Raw genomic sequence first — 19,780 nt, forward strand, 5'->3', positions numbered from 1 at the left:
CATGAGAACCATATATCTGGACAACAATGCCACTACGGCGGTGGCGCCCGAAGTTCGGGACGCCATGCTGCCCTACCTCACTGACCTCTATGGCAACCCCTCCAGCATGCACACCTTCGGCGGGCAGGTGGCCGATGCCGTGGACGCCGCCAGAGAGAGCCTGGCCGGACTTCTGGGTGCCAGCGCGGACGAAATCCTGTTCACGTCCTGCGGCTCTGAAAGCGACAACTCCGCCATCTGGTCGGCCATTCAGACGCAGCCGGAAAAACGCCACCTCATCACCACCCGCGTGGAACACCCTGCCGTGCTCAACGTCATGCAGCACTGGGAGCGTCACGGCTATCACGTCACCTATCTTGCCGTTGACCACAAGGGCAGGCTTGATATGGACGAGTATGCGCAGGCCCTGTCTGAAGACACGGCGCTGGTCTCCATCATGTTTGCCAACAATGAAGTGGGCAATATCTATCCCATCCAGCGCATGGCCGAGATGGCACGCGAAAAAGGCGTGCTTTTCCATACCGACGCAGTGCAGGCAGTGGGCAAGACCCCCATTGACCTCAGCCATCTGCCCGCAGACATGCTGTCGCTTTCCGGGCACAAGCTGCACGCGCCCAAGGGCATAGGCGCCCTGTACATCCGCAAGGGCGTGCGCTTTCGTCCCTTCCTGCGCGGCGGTCATCAGGAACGGGGACGCCGGGCCGGTACGGAAAACGTGCCCTACATTGTAGGCATGGGCGTTGCCGCGCAACTGGCGCTGGATCATATGCAGGAAGAACGCGTACAGGTGGCCATGCTGCGCGACAAGCTGGAAGCAGGCCTGCTTGAGCGCATCTCCGACTGTATGGTCAATGGCGATGTGGAAAACCGCCTGCCCAACACTTCCAACATTTCCTTCAAGAATGTGGAGGGCGAGGCCATCCTGCTCATGCTGGACAGGCTGGGCATTTGTGCCAGTTCCGGATCGGCCTGCACGTCGGGCAGCCTGGAACCCTCACATGTGCTGCGCGCCATGGGCGTTCCCTTCAACTATGCGCACGGCTCAATCCGCCTCTCTCTGTCACGCTACACCACCGAAGACGATGTGAATTTTGTGATTGAGCATTTTCCGCAGGTCATTGAAACGCTCAGAGCCATTTCACCCTTCAAGAATTAGAGCGTGCTACCCTTGAAAAAGGGTACACTGCTCTAAAGCAGATTAACTTTGAAATGCTTAACATTTCATAGTGTTCATTCAGCCGAAAAATGCGATTTGCGACAGCCAGCAGCAGGCTGCGCATTCTATTAACCAATTGCTGTCTTTGGCCGTAGCTTCCTTCGTCGCAACGGCCAAAGCTCGGCTGAATCCACGCCACGTTGTGGCGCGCTGCACGAAAGTGCAGCGTTAGAGCATTTACACTTTTTCAAAGTTAAAATGCTCTAAAATTGGCACAAGAGGCGGCGCGGCACAACATAGCGTGGATTCTACCGCAAGCAGACTCTCAATGGTGCTCTGTCAAAGACTGTACCAGCCGTTCGCCCGGCAGGTTCCTTTCCACACCCGCCGTGGCCAGTGAGGTTTCACCGGTCACGGCGGGCAGTCCCCACGCCAAAGCCTGGAACAACAGGGCATTCCGGCCGCTACACCAACGGGCTGGCTGCTTTATTGGAACCATTGTCAGAAATGCCTTCTGAAATTCCTCCGCAGCCAAAAACCGCCATGACTCAAGGATCGAGCATGCCTGCTTTTTTTATTCTTTTAGCTGTTTCGCCAGCCATCAGCGCACTGGGGCTGCTCCTCTCCCCTCCCCTGTCCTATGCTGCGGGCACGGCAGGGCTTGCCTGCGGTTTTGGCGGGCTTTTTCTACTCTACCAGAACCTGCTCAAGCCTTTTAAGACCATTTGCAGCAGCCTCAGAAAGCCCGGTGCACTCCGCCTACCCCCTGCCACAGATTGCGGGGCTCTGTGCCACATGGCCGAGCTTATGGCCGCACAGGGCGAGGCCCATACAAGGGAGCTCGCCTCTGCCAGGCGCGACCTGGACAAAATGCGGCAGGATGCCGCCGAATGCCATGAGAAATACACGCTTGCCATGTCCGGCCAGGTCATGACCAAGGACAGCCTGCGCGAAGCTGCACGCAAACTGCGCCTGCTGTCGGCCGATCAGGCAGAGCAGGAACGCAAGCTTGCCGGTATTTGCCCGGAACTTGCGGAAACGACTTTCTTTGGCGGACTCACCACCCAATGGCTGAACAAGGTTGCGGCAGAACTGGAATATTGCGAAAACTACCTGGCCCAGATGAACGCCTTTCTTGGTGATACGCCTGCCTCCTCCGTTCAGAACGAAACGGCGCGGGAAGAAGAGTTCTTTCAGTGGACGCCCAGCTATTCCACCGGGGTTCCCGTTATTGACGGTCAACACAAACTGCTGCTTTCATACGTAAACAGGCTGCACAATGGCCTTCGGCAAGGCAGCGATTCCGCCCTTCTTCTGGAAATTCTCGATGCACTGGCCGGGTACGCCTTTACCCACTTTACTACCGAAGAAGTCTTCTTTACCTACACCGACTACCCATTGTGCAATAAACATCTTGAGGAACATCAGTCTTTTAAAAATAAAATCATGCTCTTTCGCGAAGCGCTGCTGCAAGGCAGCGCTGATGTGGATCAGACCCTGCTGGATTTTTTAAAGACATGGCTCATTGAGCACATCCAGGGCATGGATGTGCCCTTTGCCCCTTATGTGGCGAAGCATCACGGCATAGCGCTGAAAACGGACGACAGCGCAGCAGAGGGCGCAGAGCGCAAGGACTGAACATTGCCACATCTGCCGGAGCATCTGGAACGGATTAGCTTTGAAAAAGTTGAAACGCACTAAAAATCACGAATAAAGCCCGCCAATGGCGGGCTTTATTCATGGTCAAATATTGAAACGAAACGCTGCTACTCTCTGGTGCTACAGGGGAGGTTTATCAGGCTTTTCAAGCTCGGCCGCAATATGTTCACGGTCTTTTTTACTCAAAAGACGCTGATTGGAGCTTCCCCGAAAGTGCAACTCCAGATCGCGCAATTCTTCCATATACGGGCCGTCAATCAAAAGGTCAGTGAGATCCAGCAGGCGTGCTGTCCAGATATCATCATGGGCGCGCCGCCACAAATCTTCAAAAGTATAGCCCGTGTAGGTTATCACGGTCTTGCCCTTGCCGCGCACCCCCTGTGCCACTGAGCACAAGGGGGCCGCCTGGGCAAATGGTTCGCCTCCGGAAAGGGTCACTCCCGCAAGCAAAGGATTTTCGTCAAACTGCTTGAGCGCCTCTTCCACTGTAAAGAGAAAGCCGCCCTCAAAGCTGTGCGTCTGCGGATTGTGGCACCCCTTGCAGCGGTGCGGGCAACCCTGAGTAAACAAAACGTATCGCAACCCCGGGCCGTCCACTATGGATTCATCCACAATGCCGGACAGGCGCATGGGTTGCGAAGACGCCTCATTAGGCATGCTTGACCCGGTCATGTTCCTCAGCGCGCTTGGCATTGTTAAAGCGATCCAGCGTACCCACAAGGTAGCCGGTGATGCGGCGGGTACGTTCAAAGGTCATGCCCTGGCCCACCAGCTTCTGCGCGGGCTTCACTTCGTCAAACAAACGCGATTTCATCAACATAGACTTTCTCCTTGCACGTAATAAATAATAAGTATGGGGTTCAGGCAGGCCGCCGGAGCGGCCGCCACAACAGCAAGCAACATGAATTTTTCGTTTTGAGAATTTGCACTCTCAAATTTTTTACCACCGCGCCGCACCGGCATTCCAGCTGCGGGCGCTCACCCGCGCAGGCGACTGCGCGGTTCCAGGGCGAACAGCCCTAGCTCCATTGGGGAATATGGGGATACTTTTTGCGCAGTTCGTCAAGAAGTTCGGCGCTGACGCCCTCGCCTTCCTTGCGGCCGCACCGTGGGCAGCAGTCATTGATCACGCCCACATATCCGCACAGGGGGTCACGATCAAGCGGATGGTTGACCGAGCCGTAGCCCACGCCATGGTCGTGCATGAAACGGATAATGCGCTCAAAGGCTTCAGGATTTTTGCAGGTATCGCCATCAAGCTCCACATAGGTGATATGGCCTGCGTTGGTCAGCTCATGGTATGGAGCCTCAATCTCGATTTTTTTAAATGCCTTGATATGGCAGTACACGGGCACATGGAAGGAATTGGTGTAGTAATCCCTGTCCGTAATACCGGGAATGCTGCCGAACTTGCCCTTGTCCAGAGAGACAAAGCGGCCGCTGAGGCTTTCCGCCGGGGTGGCGATGAGCGAGAAGTTCAGACCTGTCTTTTCCGACTCGTCATCGCAGCGCTTGCGCATATGGCCGATGATTTCAAGGCCGAGCTTCTGTGATTCTTCACTTTCGCCATGGTGCTTGCCGAGCAGGGACATGAGGGCTTCAGCCAGGCCGATGAAGCCCATGCTGAGCGTACCGTGCTTCAGTACCTCTTCAATGCTGTCGTCCCAGCCCAGCTTTTCGGAGTCAAGCCAGATGCCCTCGCCCATGAGGAAGGGATAGTTGCGCACCTTTTTGGAGCTCTGGATTTTGAGCCTGTGCATAAGCTGCCGAAAAACAAGATCAATCCTGTCGTCCAGCAGAGCAAAGAACTTTTGGACATCGCCTTGGGCCTCAAGGCCCAGCCGGGGCAGATTGATCGAGGTAAAGCTCAGGTTGCCGCGTCCGCAGGTCACCTGCCTGTCCTTGTCATAGACGTTGCCGAGAACCCTTGTGCGGCAGCCCATATAGGCCACTTCGCTGTTGTAGTCGCCCGGCTTGTAGTACTGCAGGTTGAACGGAGCATCCAGAAAACTGAAGTTCGGGAACAGCCGCATGGCTGAAACATCAATGGCCAATTGAAAAAGGTCGTAGTTGGGATCTTCTTTATTGTAATTGACCCCGGACTTCACCTTGAAAATCTGCACGGGAAAGATGGATGTTTCCCCGTTGCCGAGGCCCGCCTTGGTGGCCTTGAGCAGGTTTTTCGTCACCATGCGCCCTTCGGCGGAGGTGTCAGTGCCATAGTTGATGGAACTGAAAGGCACCTGGGCTCCTGCGCGCGAGTTCATGGTGTTCAGGTTGTGGATAAGAGCTTCCATGGCCTGATAGGTGCGCCGCTCGGTATATTTCAGGGCTTCTTCAGCGGCATAGGCATGGGCTTCGCCCATCATGGCCTTCTGGTCCGCTGCGACGACCTGATCAAGCTTGCGGCCAAATTCTTCCATATTGCCAAGGCGCGGGCACAGATCAACGCTGGCCAGCAGTTTTTCGGTAAAAGCCGCCGCGTCCTGGGCTTTCATATGCATGGCAATACGTACAAAGGAGCTAAAGGCCCTTTCGTATTCCTTGCGATACGTTTTAATGACGCCTTCGCTCATGGCAAAGTCAAAATGCGGCACACTCTGACCGCCGTGCATTTCATTCTGGTTGGCCTGGATGGCTATGCAGGCCAGAGCCGAATAGCTTTCAATGGCGTTGGGTTCGCGCAGATAGCCGTGCCCGGTGGAAAACCCGTTTTTAAACAGCGGGATAAGGTCTATCTGGCAGCACGTTTCCGTGAGCATGTAGAAATCTTTGTCATGAATATGGATGTCGCCATTGATGTGCGCGGCCGAGGCATCCTTGGGCAGAATGTAGTTGTCGATAAAGTACTTGGAACCCTCGGATCCGTACTTGAGCATGGTGCCCATGGCGGTATCGCCGTCAATATTGGCGTTCTCGCGCTTGATGTCTTCGTGAAGGGCCGGGGAATAAGTAAGTTTTTTATAGATATCCATGAGATACGATTCCGCATTACGGATTTTCGTATGCTCGGCGCGGTACAGTATGTATGCCTTGGCCGTCTTGGCGTAGTCGTACTGGATCAGCGTTTCTTCAACAAGATCCTGAATTTCTTCAACGTGCTTGAGGCTGCGGGCATCCAGTTTTTTGCACACTTTTTCGGTGACAAACAAAAGGTCTGTAGGGGACATATCCTCACCGCCAACGGCCTGATTGGCCTTGGTAATGGCGTTGAGAATCTTGACAGAATCAAAAGGCACTGCCGTGCCATCGCGCTTAGTGATGCTGGCGGGCATGGAGGAAGACTCCCATAACAACTGTGAAAACAACTGTGAAAAAAGTTCGTTCGCAAAACGAACGAAGGGGACACCAGTAACGTATGGGGCGGTAAAGTAAACCCAGGGGCAAGCCTGTAGCCGGGAACAGGTCGTTCCCGCAAAGGATTGGCCGGCAAAGGCCCCGTGCCGACAATCCATAGTATGACTGTTAGGGATTATACCCGACAGCCGTTGGGGTATTGTTGAAAGCAGGTCTTCCGGCTTGCCGACCACCTTTCGGCCTTCCCAGGGCATTGCCCCAGTGGCGCATGAAGAAAGGCGGCGTTTGTGCGGCTTACGGCGGCGGGTCCGCTCCCGTTTTTCACGGGATTCTCTATTAAGCCCATAGGGCGCTTTCAATGTCTAGAAAATCTCAAAAGAACTGCATCATGTCAATTGGGGCAAGCAAAAAAGGCTTCCTAGTCTCGTGGGAACAGTGCAGTTTTTAATGATAAATTTTATTATAAAGCGTCCACTCAAACCCAAAAAAAGGCCGCAAAAAAGTGCTGGGCGCGAGCTATACCCTGCCCGAAAATACACTGCCGGAACCGCCATTGAAAGTTCCGCAGCCTTTTATATGGTTGGCTGATTACTCCCTAGGTGCGAGCAACAATCTAGCGCACTGCCCTGACGATTTCAAGGCTGATCAAACCCTTGGCAACTGCGGCTTTGCAGATACGGCCTCTGGAAAACCGCACCATTTGCCATTATTGCCGGGGCATATTTTTTCAATAAATATTACCAAAAAGCGGCAAGGCAACGCACAAAATTTAATTAATTAAGCTAATTATGCGTAAATAACTGGTAAAATGATCTTACTCCAGCCGTGTAACATCGGTCTGCCGCACGTATCGGAGATGGCCGGGCTTTCCGCCCATGCCTTGCCCGCCGATATGCGCTGTGCAGCGCGGCTGGCAATCAGGCGTCCCCCCTCCCATGCCTTGCCCGCCGATTTGCCTGCCCCGCGTGGAGAAACCCGCATGCCTTGCCAAAACGAAACAACTGCGCGTTTCCAGGAGGCTCTTTAATCAGTGCTTCCCAAATACCCTTTTCCACCATACCAACATGCAATAAGAGTTTTGGGGGGTGGGGGCGTGGGGGAGGAGACCCTTTTGCAAAAGGGTCCCTCCCCCACAAAAAAACTTCAAACGGTCGCTCTTAGCCATCAGACAAAAAACCTCCGGCCTGGGGCCGGAGGTTTTTTGTCAGTGTGCGTGTCAGGGTTCGCGTGTACGCTCAACCCTGCAGGGGATGCTGTCAGGGCAAGAGCACAAGGTTGTAGGCATTGGCCTCGTCCAGATACTTTTTCGCCACTGCCTGCACCTGGGCCGGAGTCAGCTTTGCGGCCTTTTCTATGAGCTGCCGCTCAAAATCATAGGGCCGCCCCAGCAAGGCGTCGCTGGCGGCATCCGCCGCCCGGGATCCAAGGCTCTGCCGGTCACGGTAGTACGCGCCCAGCAGCCGGTTGGCCCCGGCTTCCAGCAGCGTGGCGGGCAAAGGCTTTTCCCTGATGTCGCCAATTATCTTGGCAAAGCCTTTTTGGGCCTGCTCCACCTTGTCCGGTGTGGTGCCAATATAAAAAGCCATCATACCCGCTTCGGGCATGCTGCGGTAAAACGCCGTCACCGTGTAGCCAAGCCCTTCCACATCACGCAACTGGCTGAACAGCAGCCCGCTCTGGCCCGAAAGGACAGACTGGAGCAGCATGAGGGCAGGCGCGTCCTCATGAGTCGGCGGCACGGCCTTGAATGTCTGCAGCACGTGGGCCTGGTTACGGCCGGGCAAATGCAGATCAAGCTTTTTGTCCTGCCCCCATACTGGAGCGCCGGGCGCGGCAATGTGCGTTTTGGGCACGGGCAGGGAACGTGCAAAGGCCAGCACAGCTTCGCGGTCAAAATCGCCAGAGACGGAAAGAACCCACGGCTGTCCCAGCTGTTCCTGCCAGAACGCGCGTACTTCCTTGCCTGTCAGACGATCCAGAATTTCCGTGCTGCCGAGGCCGTCATAACCGTAGGGCTGCCCCCCCGGGAAAAGAAAGCCGTTGAGCCGGGAAAACAGGTATGCCGTGGGCCTGTCGGCACGTTGCCGGATGGCGGCCTTCATGCTGTCGGCCTCACGGCGTATTTCTTTTTCTTCAAAGCGCGGGCTACGCAGCACTTCTGTCAGCATGGAAAAATAGTCCGCATTGAAGCGCGCCGGGCCGGTGACGGACAGGGTGAAGCTTTGCAGTCCGGCGCTGGCGTCGATGGCTGCCGCGCGGTCAGCAAAAAACCGTTCCATTGCCTGGGCATCCAGCTTGCCGCTGCCCGTTGTCAGGGCGCGGGCAGTGAGACCGGCGAGCCCTTGCTGGTTGGGCTTGAGGAGGGCGTTTCCGCCGGGCAACATCATATCCATGGCCACATAGGGCACGGTTGCGTCAGGTAAGAGAATAAGGGTGCGGCCTTCGCCCAGTTGCACCACTTCGCGCTCGCCCGCCTTCATGGCGCGGGCCTTTTGCGCATGGTCGCCATCGGTTCCTGGCCAGTTTTGCTGCAATATGGCCTCAAGGTCAGGCAGCTTGGCGCCCTCTGGGGCCAACACGCGCACTCGGGCCTGCCGGGGATTGATCCACTGCTGCAGCGCTTGCGCCAACTGGGCCGTATCCACATTGCGCTGGGCAAAACGCAGGTTCATTTCGGCCTGTTCGCCGCCCAGTTCAAACTGCACGGTGCCCAGCCACGAAGCGAGGCCGTTAAGCGTTTCACCGGCGCGGTCCATGTTGTCTTCAAGGTTGAACCTGGCGCGCGCGATGGCTTCTGGCTTGAAGCTTTCAGCCTTGAGCGTCGCCATATCCCTGGTCAATTCACGCCAGAAAGGTTCCACCTTTTCCACATCAAGCTGCGCGCTCAGGTACACAAGCCCGGCCCGCGCCAGACTCATGTTGCCCATGCCGATGCTGTCCACCATCTGCTTTTCATACTTGAACTTGCGGTACAGCTCTGAAGTGCCGTCGCCGCCCAAAAGATAGCAAAGCACGTCAAGATCGACAGACCGCAGGTCGCGCAGTCCGGGCGCGGGAAAGGCCATTCCCATATACACCTTGTTCCAGGGGCCGTGGACAACCTCCACGCGGGGGCCGCCCGAAGCATCGGCCAGGCTTATGGGCTGTGTTTCGGCAAGTTCGCCGCTGTTGGTCAGCCCGCCAAAAAGTTTCTGACTGTAGGCCAGCACGGCTTCCGGCTCAATATCGCCCGCCACAAGGAGCAGCATGTTCTGCGGCTGATACCAGTGCCGCACATAGGCGCGCAGGTCGTCCGCCGTTATGGCGCGGATGGTGTCCTTGAAACCGATGATGGGGCGACCGTAAACCGTGTTCTGCAGAGCCGACGTTTGCAGGCTTTCAAACAGCCTGCTCATGGGTGAATCCTGATCGCGCTCCAGTTCGGAAACGACCACCTCTTTTTCCGATTCCAGTTCCTTGGGATCAAGGGAGGGCTGGAAGGCCATTTCCTTGACCACGTCCATGCCTGTGCGCCAGTGCGCGGCGGGCATGTCGGTCATGTACCAGGTCTTGTCAAAGCTGGTCGCAGCGTTGAGGTAACCGCCAAGGGCCTCCACATCGCGGGCAACCTGGCCTTTGGGCCTGTGCTCGGTTCCCTTGAAAACCATATGCTCCAGCATATGGCTTATGCCCGCCTGCTCCGGCTTTTCATTGGCTGATCCGGTGCGGACATAAAGGCGCGTGGCCACCAGAGGGAAACGCGCATCCTTGACAATATAGACTGTAAGCCCGTTGGGCAGGCGTGTGAGCATGCGGTCGTCCTTGCGAACCGCCTCGCCACTGGCCGCCTGGGCCGTTGATGACAGAACCAGCACGAGAGCCAGAACCACCAATGAGAAAAAGCGCCGCATGAAACCTCCTGCGCTGCGGCCGCAGCCGCTTGTTGATGTCAGGCTTTTCAGCATCATGCTGCCCATTGTGGGCGGCATGAAGGAACAACCTTGCAGGGATGAAAAAAAACGGGACTTCACAGCCCCGTTTTTTATACTAGTTCTCAACGCGCCATGAAGCAAGCGCCAAGGTCCTCACGCGCGTATCAGGCCATCGGCTCGTTTCTGGAAGGACGGTACTATACCCCTCCACGCTGCCAGGCCAACCGGCCACTGGGGCCTGTTGCACCCGCCGTAAAAGCCCACGCCAACACGTACCGGGCCAACCACATTCCGTTGCGATGAGTATTTACAAAGGCCTGCGGCGAGCAAAGACGCATTGGGGTGGTTGTTACATGACGTGATACTCGGAAGGCGCTGCCCGCCCCTCACACAAAAATATCTTTGAACCACAAAAAGTTACAATAAAAGTTTTAGGGGGTGGGGGCGTGGGGGAGGAGACCCTTTTACAAAAGGGTCCCTCCCCCACAAAGTATTTCTGCTTCACAAAAAGACCCTCCCCCACTAAGCATTTCAAAATAAAACCGCGCTAGCGACTGGCAGCCTGAAGTTTGGGCAGGGTATTGGCCCCGTGGGGCAGCAGAGTCGCGCGCATATCAATGCCGCCGTTAAGTTTTTTTGCCAGCGCAAGGGCTTCGTCCAGGGTTGTGACAGTGTGGATCTTTGTTTTGGCAAAATCCGCCGAAGCCATGGAGCAGACCATGATGAGATTGTGCTTTTCCGCCGATTCCGCGAACAGAAAACCCACATAGCTGCCGATGGAAAAATTCTCGCGCAGGTCTTTTTCGCGCGCCTCCATAGTGTCAAAATCGCGAATCTGGCGCTCGGTATCCGGGCTGCCGAAACCTTCGGTGCAGGCTGACAGGATGATGATGGTGCCGCCCTCACTCACCACCGCAAGGGCGTTGGCCAGGGTTTTGATGGTCTGGTAAAAATTGATGTCCTTGGGTGCGCCGCCAGCGCTGGCAATGACCAGAGGCGTGCGCTCGGCCACATTGACGCCGTCGATGGCGTCAACCAGGGCGCAGGCCTCGCGGTGGGCCTGCACCATGTCGCCAGCCACGGCCTTGATGATGTTGTAATTGTCGTCCACCACCACGTTGAGCAGAAAACTGGGCTTGGCCAGCAGCGCGGCTTCTTCAAGATCAGTATGGAAAATATTGCTGTTTTCCATATTGGCGCTGCGCACGGCGGCATTGGAGCCGCTGCCAAAGCCCTTGTTCAGGGCCAGATTGTGGTGCCTCTGGATGGTCTCATAACTGGCTATGCCGGGCAGCAGGTATTTGGGGCCGCCGCCGTATCCGGCCAGAAAGTGGTACACCACGCCGCCAGTCAGAATGATATGGTCGCATTCCATAGCAATGCGGTTGAACCATACCTCGGTGCCATGGCTGGTGACGCCAGCCTTGACCATATCCGCCGATTCCCTGCATTTGTGGTCAACAACGCCAATGCGGTTGTAAATATCCTCGGACACAATGGCGATGTGTTCCTCACGTGACATGGGACGGTGCGAGCCTGTGGCCGTGAGGATGCGGATGTCCGCATCACGGATGCCGCACTTGTTCAGGCGGGCCACCACGGCAGGAACGTAGACATTGGGCGACTGCCACAAACGCGTGGAATCAGGCACGATAATGCATACGGTCTGACCGGGTTTGAGCATTTCTTCAAGCCTGGGTGAACCAATGGGGTTGTCCAGAGCATCGTTAATATGCTCCAGCGCGCTCTTTTTAGGCAGCGCAACTGCATTGGAATGCAGTTCAGCCGCTATAAGGCCGTTGCCAAGCTCCACTAAAAATTCCCTGTCGCCATATTTCATGTAATGCTGTGCCATGAGTCGTGTCCTGTTAGTTGCTGTACGCAAATACAGCGCGTGGCTTGTTCGGGATGATTCTGCCATCACGCAGTTCGCTCTGGAATTGTTATGCCTCATGCAGAGTTTTGTGAAGCGGCAAAAGTCCGGTTCCGGCGGCATCAGCGCTACGCAAACAGCGCGTTACCCGTCATCACAAGGCCCGCGCAGGCCAGCATGATATCAATAAGAAGCCGAAAGGTCGCTTCAGACAGGCCAAGCACAAAGCGTTTACCCAGAAAAGTACCCACCGCCAGCGCCGCCCCCACCGCAAGGCCATTGCCCAGTACGGACAGAGGCAACCCACCCACAGCCCCAAAAGCCAGAGCCTTGGCAAGGTACACGGCTATGGAGGCGGCCGCCTCAGTGGCAAGCAGCGCGCCCTTTACCAGCCCGAATCCGGCAAAAATGGGCACGGTCAGCGGTCCTGTGGAATACACAACTCCCGTGAGATAGCCCACAATGCCCCCCGCCAACGCCACTTGCCAAGGCCCCAGGCGCATACCGTGCGTACGGCTGGCCCGCCGCAACCCGATGAGTGCAAAAAAGAAAAGGCCGATGCACAGGTTGGAAATGTCCGCAGGCATAATCCAAAGCGTACGCACACCCAGCACCGCAGCAGGCACGGCCGTCAGCGAATAACAGGCAAAGGCCTTGAGGTTTATCTGGCGTCGCCAGGCGACCACCCTCGAGGCATTGCCCACAATTGAAGCAACGGCCATGATGGGGATGGCAGCCTTGGGGCCAAAGGCCAGACTCAGTATTGGCAGCAAAATTATGGATGAACCAGTGCCCACAACCCCGCTCACGGCTCCGGCCGCAATGCCGCATAAGGCAATGAGCGTGTATATCACGGCCGACCCCAGGTTCTGCGCAAGATTAGAGGGACGTAGCCTGCCCCATCCGGTGCAGATAACCTCCGGGATGGCGCGGTGTCAGGAAGCTCGGCTCCAAAAATTCCCGCGTCAAATCTGGAAACTTTTTGAGCTAAACTGAAAGACCATAAAGGTTTTTGTGAGGGGAGCGGGAGGAGCCCTTTTGCAAAAGGCTCCTCCACAAAACATTTCAAGGTGCGTTGTTCTAGCCGCCGAGGTAGGCGTCCTTGACCTTGGGGTTTTCCAGCAGTTCCTTGCCCGGCCCTTCCAGTACCACCCGGCCCACTTCAAGAATGTAGGCATAGTGCGCTACGGAAAGTGCCGCATAGGCATTCTGTTCGACCAAAAGCACGGTTTTGCCATCAGCATTGATGCGCTTGATGATTTGAAAAATCTCGCGCACCAGTAGAGGAGCCAGGCCAAGAGACGGCTCGTCAAGCATCAGCAGGTCAGGACGGCTCATGAGCGCCCGCCCCACTGCCAGCATCTGCTGTTCGCCGCCGGAAAGGGTGCCGCCCTTCTGCCAGCTGCGTTCTTTAAGCCGGGGAAAGAGCGTGTACACCCACTCGATGTCGTCCGCGATTTCCTTGCGGTCGCTGCGGGAGTACGCGCCGAGCATCAGGTTTTCCTCCACCGTCAAATGCGGCAGGATGCGCCGCCCTTCGGGTGAGAGCGAGATACCCCGCCGTACCATATCTTCGGGCTTGAGGCCCATAAGGGACGCCGGGGCTTCGCCTTCGTGCCTGGTGAGCAGAATCTCGCCGGTCACGTTTTTGTTCAGCCCTGCGATGGAACGGATAATACTGCTCTTGCCCGCGCCGTTGGCTCCGATGAGCGTCACTATACTGCCGCGCGGAATCTTGAGGCTCACACCCTGCACGGCCTGAATGCCGCCATAGCGCACATGAAGGTCACGAATTTCAAGCATACTGCACCATATCCATTATATCTCCAACCCGTGTGGCAATTTTTGCGCCGCACATCAGAACATGCCGCCCGCGCCCATGTCCTCGCCAAGATAGGCGCGAACCACCACCGGATTGTTGCGAATTTCATCCGGGCCGCCTTCAGCGATAAGGGCACCGTATTCCATAACCCAGATATACTGGCACACGCCCATGACAACCTTCATGTCGTGCTCGATAAGCAGAATGGTCAGGTCAAATTCGTCACGAATATGACCAATAAAGTGCATGAGATCGAGGCTTTCCTGGGGGTTCATGCCTGCGGCGGGTTCGTCCAGCAGCAAAAGGCGTGGTTGGGTGGCCAGGGCTCGCGCTATTTCAAGACGGCGTTGCGCGCCGTAGGGCAGGCTGCCCGCAAGATCATCAAGGTGCGCGCCAAGGTTGACCCTTTCGGCCAGTTGACGGCTTTTTTCCCTGATTTCAGCTTCTTCGCGGTAAAAGGACGGCAGTCCCAGAGGGGCCATCCACCAGGGGCAATGCCGCCGCACGTGGCAGCCGACCATGATGTTTTCGAGCACGGTCATATGCTGGGAGAGACGGATATTCTGGAAGGTACGGGCCATGCCGCGCCGACAGATATCATAGGGCTTCAATCCCTTGATGCTCTGTCCGTCAAGGATGACTTCACCTTCCTGGGGTGTGTAAAAACCGCTCAGCACGTTGAACGCGGTGGTTTTTCCCGCGCCGTTGGGGCCGATGATTCCCGCAATGCCCCCCTTGGGCAGGGCCAGAGAAAGCTCGCTCACCGCAGTGACGCCGCCAAAACGCATGGTCATGCCCTTGGCGATCAGCAGCGCTCCTTCATAATGAGGGGGACGGGGCAGATGGAATTCGCTCATGCCTTTTGCCTCCTCAAAAATGCGCCTATGCGCTTCCAGGTCAATTCCCTTGTGCCCATGATGCCTTCCCGCCTGAACAGAATGATGCCCAGCAACACAAGCGAAAAGACCACCATGCGCATGCCGGGGATGCCCGGTATTTCAAACAGGCCAAAGATGTCTATGGGTTCTTCAATGGCGCGTAGCCATTCCAGAAGAATGGTGATGATTGTCGCGCCAAGGAGGCTGCCCGTCAGCGAGCCGAGGCCGCCAGCAACCACGAACATGAGCACGTTGAATGTCAGCAGAAAGTTGAACATCTTGGGGTCAATGGTGGAAAGATGGCTGCCCAGAAGCGCCCCGCCCACTCCGGCAAAAAACGCGCCGATGCAGAACGAAAGCACCTTGTTCCAGAACACGTTGATACCCATGACGCTGGCGGCGATTTCATTGTCGCGTATACAGCGCAGTACGTTGCCGTAATTGCTGAAAACAAGCCGCACCAGCACAATGAGCGTGAGGAGCATCCATCCGTAGCACACCAACAGCGTGGCATGCGAGGGTATGCCCTTGATGCCCAGGGAGCCGTTGGTGACGGGGGTGGCGTTGACGATGAGCACCCGGATGATCTCGGCAAAGCCAAGCGTGGCAATGCCGAGGTAGTCATCCCCAAGCCGCAGCACGGGGACGGCGATAAAAAAGGCAAATATGGTGGCGACCACTCCGCCGGCCAGCACCGACGCCCAGAAGGGCGTGAACAGCTCGGAGAAGGGCCAGATTATGGGTTCAAGAATCCACATCATTTCCTTTTGTTCCGGCGGCAGAATGCACAAAGCCGAAACATAGGCCCCCACGGCAATGAAACCGGCATGCCCAAGGGAGAAAAGACCTGTGAACCCATAGATGAGGTTGAGCGAAAGCGCCAGAATGGCATTGATGAAAATGAGCTTGGCGATGTAAATCTGGTAGTCGCCAAGAAAAAATTCCGCCTGCCATACCGCACAGCCCACCAGGGCCATGGCCAGTATGCTCAAGATCGTGCTGCTGTTCAGGCGCATCAGATTTTCTCCTCCGTGCGATCGCCTAGCAGGCCCGTGGGCTTGTAAAAGAGCACAAGCACAAGCAGCACAAAGGCAAAGGCGTCACGGTACCCAGAAAGCTCCGGCATGAAAGCCACGGTCATGATTTCCACAAAGCCCAGGGCCACGCCGCCGATAACCGCCCCCTGGATGGAGCCGATGCCCCCGAAAACGGCGGCTATAAAGGCTTTGAGGCCGGGCATGATGCCCATGTAGGGATGCACCTGGGGATACCGCAAGGCCCACATGATGCCCGAAGCAGCAGCCAGCGCCGAGCCGATGCAGAATGTCAGGGCAATGATGTTGTCCACCTTGACCCCGAGCAGACGCGTGGTTTCGATGTCCTTTGATATGGCGCGCATGGCCAGGCCCGGCTTGGTGCGGTAGACCACATACAGCAGAATGCCCACAAGCACGATGGTCATACAGGGCACAAACGCGGTGAGCGGCAGGATGCGCAAACCGCCGATCAGCCATTCAGACACGAGCCAGTCGGGTTGCAGCACGGGACGCGGTTGGCCGGTAAAAATCACCACAGCCAGGCTTTCGATAAAAAAGGACACGGCAATGGCGCTGATAAGCGCAGAAATTCGTGGTGCGTCACGCAGGGGCCGATAGGCCACCCTTTCAATGATGACACCCAGCAGGCTTGCACCTGCAACGGAAACCACAGCGGCCACAGCCCAGGGCCAGCCGAAGGCAAAGGTGCCAAAAAACACAAAATAGGCGCCAACCATCAGAATGTCGCCGTGGGCAAAGTTAATAAGTCGTAAAATGCCGTATACCATGGTGTAGCCGATGGCTATCAACGCATAGAGCGATCCCAGGGTAAGGGCGTTGAAACAATGCTGCAAAAACATGTCAAGGCTCATGTAGCCACCTCGGCAGCCGTTCACGGTAGCGGCGGATCAAAGGCCGCAAAGCCCCCTCCGCGGACGGCAGCAAAAAAGAGGAAAAGCGCCCCGCAGCGTTTGCGCTGCGGGGCCGAAAAAAACAACCAGCTTACTTGGGCGTCACTTCACCCACGTAAACGCGCTTGCCATCTTTGTATTCAATGATGCCCACGGGCATTTCAGCGTCGTGGGTGGCATTGATGGAAAGCAGGCCGAGAGCGGTGGGCAGATCCTTGGTTTCGGCCAGAGCCTTGGCAATGGCCTGGGGCTCGGCAGACTTGGCGCGCTTGATGGCGTCAAGAATGAGGAAGTAGGTGTTGTAGCCAAGAGCGCCGTTAACGTTGGTTTCCTTGTCAGGATAGGTGGCCTTCCAGGCTTCGGTGAAGCGCTTGGCAACTTCGCTCATGTTGGGCATGGCGGGGTCGTAAGGGAAGGTGGTGTGCAGGAAGCCTTCAGCAGCCTTGCCGCCGAGCTTGAGCGTGTCGGGGTTATCCATGGCGTCCGCGCCCATAAGGCGGAACTTGGCGCCCAGTTCGCGGGCCTGCTTCATGATGATGGCGCCTTCAGCAAAGTAGGCGGGCATGAACACGATGTCGGGGTTTTTGGAAATCAGTTCGGTCAGCTGGGCAGTGAAGTCCTGGTCGCCGGAGCTGTACTTGAGGGTAGCGACCACATCGCCGCCCTGCTTTTTGAAGGACTTGGAGAAGAAGCTGGACAGGCCCACGGCATAGTCGTTGGTCATGTCCATAAGAACGGCGGCTTTCTTGAAGCCCAGGTTTTCACGGGCATAGGTGGCCGCAGCGGCGCCCTGATAGGGGTCGATGAAGCAGGCGCGGAAGTAGTACTTCTTGCCCTGGGTCACAAGGGGATTGGTGCAGGAGGTACCCACGCCGGGGACCTTGGCTTTTTCGGCGACTTCAGCGCCAGCCATGGCAAGGGAAGAGCCGTAGGTGCCGATAAGGGCCACGACCTTGTCACGTTCCACAAGGCGCTTCACGGCATTGGCCGCTTCAACCTTGTCGGACTTGTTGTCCACAACAACCAGTTCAACGGGGCGGCCGAGAACGGTGGGCATTTCTTTGTGGGCCAGGCGGACGCCTTCAAGTTCAAGCTGACCGCCAAAGGCATTCTGCCCGGTCAGGGGAAGGTAAACACCGATTTTAACAGGAGCGGCATCAGCGGCAGGCGCCTGGCCGGCAAAACCAAGGGTGAGCGCCAGCCCGGCCAGCGCTGCAAAAAGTTTTCCCAGTTTCATCCTTTCCCTCCAGGTTTTTTTGTGTTCGCAGGGCTGCGCCAAAGGGCGGGCCACTAGACCCGAATACTAAACAATTTGGACGAAGCCTGCAATTCAGAAATCCCATGAACTCATAAAAATCAGGCAAAAAGACTGGCATAGCGCGCAAAAAGCCGCTTGCCGGGGCGCGAAAAACGATCCCATTCGCCCGTAAGCGCCAGACCGGGAACAATGGCCCGCACCACAGGCAGGTCAAAATCCTTTCGGCTGATATCCACGTAAAGCGGATTTCTGCCATGGTCAGCCAGCACGGCTTCAAGCAGACGGCAGTTGTCTTCGGGCGATGCGAGGCTGTAGTCCGGCAAATCCTCAAGAAAGCGCACAGGCAGTCCCGCAAGGCCGGGGCCGGAAGGCCGGGGCCGCGTGCTTTGAGACGTTGAATACGGCCAGGGCGTCTCGGTAAGCGCCGCCAGAGCCGCCCGCTGTCCATTAAGGTTGGCTCCCGTGGCACGGGCAATGCTGCCGTCGCGCCCCATGACAAAGCACTGGTACACGGGTAAGCCAAACTCGGTGGTAATATCCTGAAACTGCACGCTGATGCCGCAGGCCGCATAGTCATCCAGCAAGGACTGTATGCGCTCGTCACGGCTTTTAAGGCGAAAACACCGCAAACGGCTGAAGGGCGTGGTGGCTTCAGCGTCGCGCTCAAAAATCTCCGTCAGTGCCGCCTGCCTGGCCTCATCCAGAGTGTTGCCAGAAGCGAGCCCCGTTGAACCGCCAGCCAGAAAGAGCGCCGGTTCGTCCAGATTGCAGAACAGAAAAACAGCCTGGGCCGGAACCAGCATTGGGCGGCCATCGGCCCCCACAGCGGTGAGCCAGTGCAGGGGCGCATCCATATAGGGCGCTTCAACCGGCAAAAGATTGGGGGCAAGGGCCGCCCTGCCCTGCGCCTGCAGCTCAGAAAACCGGGCCTTGCAGAGGGGCATGGCATGCTTGCGGCCAACTACCTGCCCTGCTTCGCCCTTTGCGCCAGCCTCCGCCGGGCCGACGCTCACGTAGGCACTGGCCCTTTCAACAATTTCCATCGCATAGGAAGCCCTGGCGGCTGCCAGAGACATCCCCCGCCCGTAGGCCGTGGCCTGCCCGCGCAGCCGGTGGCGCACAGCGCCGCTGCGCACTTCAATATCCACCTGCCAGGGCCTGAGCAGGGCTATGGGCGAAAGCGAAGCTTCGTGCCGCATTTCTGGCCCGGCTATGGTTCCCGACTCCATCAGGGCGTCCAGCGCGCGCAAAAAGGTCTTCTGCGCTGCGGGACGTTCCCAGGCGGGCGCGGGGTCAGCGCGCAGCCGCGCATGCTGGTCCGCGATACTGCCCGCATGGGCGGCCATGGCCATGGCTGCTGCTTCAATGTCTTCATCCGGGAACAGCGGTACAATGCCAGCTTCAGACGGACGCGGCAAGGCATGATGCTCACAAATATTGGTACAAAAAAGTTCGCTCCAGGCGGCGCTGGCTTCAGCGTCCGGCTGGCTTGCCGCGCGAAGGTACAGCGCAGGGCTGGCATGAGCCAGACGGATGCCCGCATCAGCGGGAAAATCGGCGCAAGCCTGCGCATGTTGGGGCAGCAAAATGCCGCACTCCAGCAGCAAGGCCGCCAGAACCGGCCGTGTGAAGGCGTCGTTGGCCGCATCATAGCAGGTAGCCGCCAGACGGGCCAGCTCTTCAGTTTTTTCAGCGCTCAGCAAACGCAAAAGATGCTGGTGTAAAAAATCGTCCATAGGCGCGGCTTCAAGACGCACCAGAGCAGCGGCAAAATCGAGATCAGACGGCGGCACACAGGAAAAATATCCCGTGGTGGCCTGGGTCTCTTCATGCGTGTAAGCGTAGTCGAGTATTGGCAAGTGGTCGGTAGAAGGAGCATCGTCCCTGATCATGTCAACTCTCTCAAAGTTTTTTCGCATTGAGAATATCTATTCGCAATGCTTCCAAAGACGCCAGCTCCGGCGTTTAACCGCGCAGA

General features: G+C 57.0%; 15 protein-coding genes and 1 riboswitch. Of the genes, 3 read left to right on the top strand and 12 right to left on the bottom strand.

Features of this window, described 5'->3' with window-relative positions:
• Nucleotide 1 precedes the first annotated feature (1 nt).
• Together nifS and RBR41_RS03530 are read left to right on the top strand one after the other, a co-directional pair.
• On the top strand, nucleotides 2–1,156 hold the full coding sequence (gene nifS / locus RBR41_RS03525) for a cysteine desulfurase NifS (RefSeq protein ID WP_320351104.1): 1,155 nt from the start codon (nucleotides 2–4) through the stop codon (nucleotides 1,154–1,156).
• A gap of 561 nt (nucleotides 1,157–1,717) precedes the next feature.
• The gene (locus RBR41_RS03530; RefSeq protein WP_320351105.1) at nucleotides 1,718–2,794 is read left to right on the top strand and encodes a bacteriohemerythrin; all 1,077 of its coding nucleotides are present in this window, start codon (nucleotides 1,718–1,720) and stop codon (nucleotides 2,792–2,794) included.
• Between the two features lie 141 nt (nucleotides 2,795–2,935).
• On the opposite strand, the gene nrdG is transcribed toward RBR41_RS03530, so the two are convergent.
• From nrdG to RBR41_RS03545, 3 genes are all read right to left on the bottom strand, one after another.
• Nucleotides 2,936–3,472, bottom strand: coding sequence for an anaerobic ribonucleoside-triphosphate reductase activating protein (gene nrdG / locus RBR41_RS03535; protein WP_320351107.1), 537 nt, complete (start codon nucleotides 3,470–3,472; stop codon nucleotides 2,936–2,938).
• Nucleotides 3,465–3,635 (bottom strand): anaerobic ribonucleoside-triphosphate reductase, encoded by a 171-nt coding sequence (gene nrdD / locus RBR41_RS03540; protein ID WP_179979357.1) that lies wholly within the window; start codon nucleotides 3,633–3,635, stop codon nucleotides 3,465–3,467. The genes nrdG and nrdD overlap by 8 nt, the downstream gene beginning before the upstream one ends.
• 199 nt (nucleotides 3,636–3,834) lie before the next feature.
• On the bottom strand, nucleotides 3,835–6,090 hold the full coding sequence (locus RBR41_RS03545) for an anaerobic ribonucleoside triphosphate reductase (RefSeq protein WP_320351109.1): 2,256 nt from the start codon (nucleotides 6,088–6,090) through the stop codon (nucleotides 3,835–3,837).
• A gap of 211 nt (nucleotides 6,091–6,301) precedes the next feature.
• A riboswitch (cobalamin riboswitch) is annotated at nucleotides 6,302–6,484 on the bottom strand.
• 130 nt (nucleotides 6,485–6,614) lie between these two features.
• Here RBR41_RS03545 and RBR41_RS03550 point away from each other — a divergent pair.
• Nucleotides 6,615–6,893: a hypothetical protein gene (locus RBR41_RS03550; protein ID WP_320351111.1), complete on the top strand. Its 279-nt coding sequence runs from the start codon at nucleotides 6,615–6,617 to the stop codon at nucleotides 6,891–6,893.
• A gap of 475 nt (nucleotides 6,894–7,368) precedes the next feature.
• Here the strand turns inward: RBR41_RS03550 and RBR41_RS03555 are convergent, their stop codons facing one another.
• The 9 genes from RBR41_RS03555 to RBR41_RS03595 form a co-directional block, all read right to left on the bottom strand.
• The gene (locus tag RBR41_RS03555; RefSeq protein WP_320351112.1) at nucleotides 7,369–10,002 is read right to left on the bottom strand and encodes a pitrilysin family protein; all 2,634 of its coding nucleotides are present in this window, start codon (nucleotides 10,000–10,002) and stop codon (nucleotides 7,369–7,371) included.
• Nucleotides 10,003–10,570: 568 nt separating this feature from the next.
• Nucleotides 10,571–11,878: a nickel-dependent lactate racemase gene (gene larA, locus RBR41_RS03560; RefSeq protein WP_320351114.1), complete on the bottom strand. Its 1,308-nt coding sequence runs from the start codon at nucleotides 11,876–11,878 to the stop codon at nucleotides 10,571–10,573.
• A gap of 146 nt (nucleotides 11,879–12,024) precedes the next feature.
• Nucleotides 12,025–12,750, bottom strand: coding sequence for a sulfite exporter TauE/SafE family protein (locus RBR41_RS03565; RefSeq protein ID WP_320351116.1), 726 nt, complete (start codon nucleotides 12,748–12,750; stop codon nucleotides 12,025–12,027).
• 226 nt (nucleotides 12,751–12,976) lie between these two features.
• Nucleotides 12,977–13,699, bottom strand: coding sequence for an ABC transporter ATP-binding protein (locus RBR41_RS03570; protein ID WP_320351117.1), 723 nt, complete (start codon nucleotides 13,697–13,699; stop codon nucleotides 12,977–12,979).
• A 54-nt stretch (nucleotides 13,700–13,753) separates the two neighbouring features.
• A complete protein-coding gene (locus RBR41_RS03575; RefSeq protein WP_320351119.1) occupies nucleotides 13,754–14,575 on the bottom strand; it encodes an ABC transporter ATP-binding protein in 822 nt (273 codons plus the stop codon).
• A complete protein-coding gene (locus RBR41_RS03580) occupies nucleotides 14,572–15,612 on the bottom strand; it encodes a branched-chain amino acid ABC transporter permease (protein WP_320351120.1) in 1,041 nt (346 codons plus the stop codon). The genes RBR41_RS03575 and RBR41_RS03580 overlap by 4 nt, the downstream gene beginning before the upstream one ends.
• On the bottom strand, nucleotides 15,612–16,505 hold the full coding sequence (locus RBR41_RS03585) for a branched-chain amino acid ABC transporter permease (protein WP_320351122.1): 894 nt from the start codon (nucleotides 16,503–16,505) through the stop codon (nucleotides 15,612–15,614). The genes RBR41_RS03580 and RBR41_RS03585 overlap by 1 nt, the downstream gene beginning before the upstream one ends.
• Nucleotides 16,506–16,635: 130 nt before the next feature.
• Nucleotides 16,636–17,781 carry an ABC transporter substrate-binding protein gene (locus RBR41_RS03590; RefSeq protein WP_320351124.1) on the bottom strand — a complete coding sequence of 382 codons (1,146 nt, stop codon included), beginning with the start codon at nucleotides 17,779–17,781 and terminating at the stop codon, nucleotides 16,636–16,638.
• A 119-nt stretch (nucleotides 17,782–17,900) separates the two neighbouring features.
• Entirely contained in the window at nucleotides 17,901–19,694 is a 1,794-nt protein-coding gene (locus RBR41_RS03595; RefSeq protein ID WP_320351126.1) for a YcaO-like family protein, read from the bottom strand.
• Between the last annotated feature and the right edge of the window lie 86 nt (nucleotides 19,695–19,780).

Origin of the sequence: Desulfovibrio sp., from assembly GCF_034006445.1 — a bacterium.
Classification (GTDB): Bacteria; Desulfobacterota; Desulfovibrionia; order Desulfovibrionales; family Desulfovibrionaceae; genus Desulfovibrio.

Bases quoted from the DNA above. Each gene is read 5' to 3' on its own strand.
- RBR41_RS03555 (WP_320351112.1), bottom strand. From the start codon at position 10,002: ATGCGGCGCTTTTTCTCATTGGTGGTTCTGGCTCTCGTGCTGGTTCTG.
- larA (WP_320351114.1), bottom strand. From the start codon at position 11,878: ATGGCACAGCATTACATGAAATATGGCGACAGGGAATTTTTAGTGGAG.
- RBR41_RS03580 (WP_320351120.1), bottom strand. From the start codon at position 15,612: ATGCGCCTGAACAGCAGCACGATCTTGAGCATACTGGCCATGGCCCTG.
- RBR41_RS03545 (WP_320351109.1), bottom strand. From the start codon at position 6,090: ATGCCCGCCAGCATCACTAAGCGCGATGGCACGGCAGTGCCTTTTGAT.
- RBR41_RS03570 (WP_320351117.1), bottom strand. From the start codon at position 13,699: ATGCTTGAAATTCGTGACCTTCATGTGCGCTATGGCGGCATTCAGGCC.
- nrdG (WP_320351107.1), bottom strand. From the start codon at position 3,472: ATGCCTAATGAGGCGTCTTCGCAACCCATGCGCCTGTCCGGCATTGTG.
- nifS (WP_320351104.1), top strand. From the start codon at position 2: ATGAGAACCATATATCTGGACAACAATGCCACTACGGCGGTGGCGCCC.
- RBR41_RS03585 (WP_320351122.1), bottom strand. From the start codon at position 16,505: ATGAGCCTTGACATGTTTTTGCAGCATTGTTTCAACGCCCTTACCCTG.
- RBR41_RS03590 (WP_320351124.1), bottom strand. From the start codon at position 17,781: ATGAAACTGGGAAAACTTTTTGCAGCGCTGGCCGGGCTGGCGCTCACC.
- RBR41_RS03530 (WP_320351105.1), top strand. From the start codon at position 1,718: ATGCCTGCTTTTTTTATTCTTTTAGCTGTTTCGCCAGCCATCAGCGCA.
- nrdD (WP_179979357.1), bottom strand. From the start codon at position 3,635: ATGTTGATGAAATCGCGTTTGTTTGACGAAGTGAAGCCCGCGCAGAAG.
- RBR41_RS03595 (WP_320351126.1), bottom strand. From the start codon at position 19,694: ATGATCAGGGACGATGCTCCTTCTACCGACCACTTGCCAATACTCGAC.
- RBR41_RS03575 (WP_320351119.1), bottom strand. From the start codon at position 14,575: ATGAGCGAATTCCATCTGCCCCGTCCCCCTCATTATGAAGGAGCGCTG.